Below are 3737 nucleotides of genomic sequence, written 5' to 3'. Positions count from 1 at the left end.
TATGACCGGCCGGGCCGGTCTTCGTACGACGCATCGGACGACGTCCTCCACCGGGTTGCTGCGTCGGTGGACGCCATCGCCGCGCGTCTGGAGGCCGCCGAGCGCCGCTCGACCGTCGCGATCCAGGGCGTCGATCAGGCCGTCTCGGGTCTGGTCCGTCGTCTCGACGGCCAGGATGCGACGGCCAAGACGCAGGGCCGGCGTCTGGACGACATCTCCGAGGAACTGCGCGAGGGCCACCGTCGCCTGCGCACCTTCGAACAGCAGGTCGGACCCGAGACCAAGGCGACCTTCGGCAAGGTCGAGACGGGCCTCGGGGCCCTGGCCTCGCGCCTGTACGACATCGAGGAACGCCAGCGCAGCGGCGTGAACGAACTGCGTGCCCGCATGGACGCGGTCGAGAAGACGGCCGGGCCGGGGATCGGATCGGACCTGCTGGCCCAGGTCGGTGCCCGCCTCGACGACGCCCAGGCGCGGACCACCGAGGCCCTGCGCGGCCTGGAACGGTCCTTCGCCGGGCTGGATCAGCGTCTGCGCGCCGCCGAGGGGCGGGTCGAGCCCGAGGGCAGCCGCGAGGCCGCCCGGTTCGAGAAGCTGGCCGAGACCCTGGGCCGCCAGGTCGAGGCCAACCGCGCCGACATGATGCGCCGGCTGGATACGGCCGAGCACGAAGGCCGGATGAGCCGGCTGGAAAGCGCCGTCCTGGCCATCGGCGACACGGTCAAGACCTCCGAGCAACGCTCGGCCCAGGGCATCGAGGCCATGGGCCGCGAGGTCCTGCGCATCGCCCAGAACCTGAACGGCCGCGTCCAGAAGGTCGAGGCCGACGGTACCGGCCGCGACGACCGTCTGGCCGACACCCTGTCGCGCAAGGTCGACGGGGTCGCCTCGGCCCTGTCCGACAAGCTGTCGGAAAAGATGGACCGCGACATGGGCCGCTATGCCCAGGCGGTGGAGCAGCGGCTGACGCGGTCCGAGGACCAGCACGCCATCGCCCTGGAAAAGCTCGGCGGCGAGATCACGCGGATTTCGGACCGACTCGCCGACCGTATCGCCCAGTCGGAGCGCAAGTCGGCCCAGGCCCTGGAAGAGATCGGGCGCAAACTGTCGGACAGCTCGGAGCGGATCGAGCAGCGCTACGACCGCGCGTCCGGCGAACTGGCCGAGCGGATGCGGCTGTCGGAAGAGCGCACCGCGCAGCTTCTGACCGACGCGCGCGACGCCATGGCCAGCCGGGCCGAGCGGGCCCCGTTGCGCGAGCCCGTCAGCGAACCGGCAAGGTTCGAGACCGATGATCTGCGTCAGCCCGACTGGCGCGCCGCCGCCTTCGGCAACGGCTACGAGGACGCGCCTGACAGCGGCTGGTCGGCCGATCCCCTGTCGGTCGGACCCGAACCCGAGCCCTTTCCCGGGGCCGTGAGCCCGACGCCGACCCGGACGGATTTCGGCGCGGCCCTGGCCGAACGGGTCCTGATGCAATCGGCAGTCATGCCGGAACCGGTGCCTGCGCCTGTGCCCGTCGAACCGGCGTTTGCCGCCCAGCCGTTCGCGACCCAGCCTCTGGCCCCGCAGGCGCTCGCCGAGCCCGCGCCGGTCTATGTCGAGCCCCAACCTCAGCCGGCGGCGTTCGGCGGCTTTGGCGGGGCCGATGTCGAGGATGCGCTGGAGGCTACCGCGCCGATCCGGCCGCAGGCCTTTGGCCATCAGGCGGCACCATCGCCCGCAGACGCGTTCGACGCCGGGGGTGACGAGTTCTCGGCCGAGACCGACTTCGTCAATCCGCGCCAGATGCGGGCCGGGCTGGCGTCTGGTGCAGCGACAGCGCGCGCGGCCTCGACCCGCAGCGCCATCGACGCGGCTCGCGCTGCGATGATGTCGGCTCCGGTTGTGACGGATGAGCCCAAATCCGCCTTCGGCCTGAAGCGCGGGGGCAAGTCGCGGCTGCAGGAACGGCTGGACAAACAGGCCAATCGCGACGGCTCGGTGGTGCGCAAGGCCTTCCTGGCCTCGGTGACCGGTGTCGCCGTGGTCGGCGGCGTCTTCGCCATGCAGCGCCTGACGGGTGCCGAAGCCTTCAACATTCCGGGCATGGAAACGGTCGGCCAGGCGCTCGGCCTGGGTCCCGCCCAGCGCGCCCCGGCCCCGGAAGGCGAGACCACGCCCCTGCTGGCCTCGGCCCTGACGCCGACCGACGCCGTGTCGCTGGATCAGACCGAAGCCCAGGGCCTGTTCGATCAGGCCGTGGAACAGATCGACACCGGCCAGCCCGGCGGGATCGCGACCCTGACCCGTGCGGCCAACCTCGGCCTGCCGGCGGCGCAGTTGAAGCTGGCGGACCTGTACGAGCGCGGCGGTGAAGCCGGCGTGACCCGCAACGTCACCGAGGCCCGGCTGTGGGCGCGACGCGCGGCCGAGGGCGGCGATCCGCGCGGCATGCACGCCTTCGGCATGTATCTGTTCGACGGCGTCGGCGGCGCGAAGAACCGGCCCGAGGCCCTGAACTGGCTGCTCAAGGCGGCCGATCGCGGTCTGGTCGACAGCCAGTACAATGTGGCCCGCATCTATGAGAACGGCGACGAGGGCATAGCGCCCAACCCGACGGAAGCGTTCAAATGGTATCTGATCGCGGCCAGGACCGGCGATACCGACGCCCAGACCGCCGTAACCCGCATCACGCCCCAGGTGCCGACCGCCGGACGGCGTACGGCGCGGGCGGCGGCCGAAGCCTTCCAGACCGAGCCGCTCGCCTGATCGGTCCGGTGCGGCTCTGAGGTTCGCGTCGTCCATGCAACGGGTGGCGAAGCGGATGCCTCGGGTCTAGACCCTTTTCCCACGCCCCTCCCGGCGTCCATCAACCCGTCAGCCGAAGGCCCGCCCTTTGGATATCTATCTGCCGATCGCCGAGATTTCGGTGAGCTGGCCGATCCTGGTTCTGCTGGGGACGGCGGTCGGATTCGTGTCCGGTCTGTTCGGCATCGGCGGCGGCTTCCTGATGGCCCCGATCCTGATCTTCCTCGGCATCCCTCCGACTGTGGCTGTGGCCAGCCAGGCCAGCCACGTGGTGGCCTCCTCGACCTCGGGCGTGATCCGCTATTCGGGTCAGAAGGCCGTGGATTTCCGCATGGGCGGGATCATGGCGGCGGGCGGGGCGGCCGGCGCCCTGCTCGGGGTCGAGGTGTTTCGCTATCTGCGCCTGCTGGGCCAAGCGGATCTTGTGGTGGCCCTGTCCTATCTGGTGTTTCTCGGCGTCATCGGCATGCTGATGCTGAACGAGAGCCTGACCGAAATCATCCGCAGGCGACGGGGCGAGGTCGCTCCGCACAAGGAGCGTCGTCGGCCGATCTTCCTCTACGGCCTGCCGTTCAAGATGAAATTTCCGCGCTCGGGCCTGGTCATCAGCGTGATCCCGCCGGTGGCCCTGGGGGTTTTCGCGGGGATCCTGTCGGCCATCATGGGGGTGGGGGGCGGCTTCATCCTGGTGCCGGCCATGCTCTATGTGCTGCGGATGCGGGCGGGGGTGGTGGTCGGCACCAGCCTGTTCCAGATCATCATCACCACCGGCATCACGACCGTGCTTCAGGCCGGACGGAACCAGACGGTGGACATCGTGCTGTCGACCATCCTGCTGGTCGGGGGTGTCGTCGGGGCCCAGCTGGGCGTCAGGGCGGCCGGGCGGTTCCGGGGCGAGGAACTGCGCGCGGCGCTCGGCTTCATCGTCCTGGGGGTCGGCGTCTATA

At 70.4% G+C, this 3737-nt stretch carries 2 protein-coding genes; both read left to right on the top strand.

Annotated features, from left to right (window positions below):
- The coding region (locus ACILQR_RS16015; RefSeq protein WP_395652364.1) for a hypothetical protein at window positions 1-2751 on the top strand (2751 nt) is incomplete at its 5' end.
- Window positions 2752-2878: 127 nt separating this feature from the next.
- Window positions 2879-3737, top strand: an 859-nt coding sequence (locus tag ACILQR_RS16010; RefSeq protein ID WP_395652363.1) for a sulfite exporter TauE/SafE family protein, incomplete at its 3' end; no start/stop codon positions are given.

Source organism: Brevundimonas sp., from assembly GCF_044239655.1.
In the GTDB taxonomy this organism is placed as follows: domain Bacteria; phylum Pseudomonadota; class Alphaproteobacteria; order Caulobacterales; family Caulobacteraceae; genus Brevundimonas.
The sequence above is the reverse complement of the archived record's forward strand: the minus strand, read 5'-3'. Positions and strand labels throughout refer to the sequence as shown.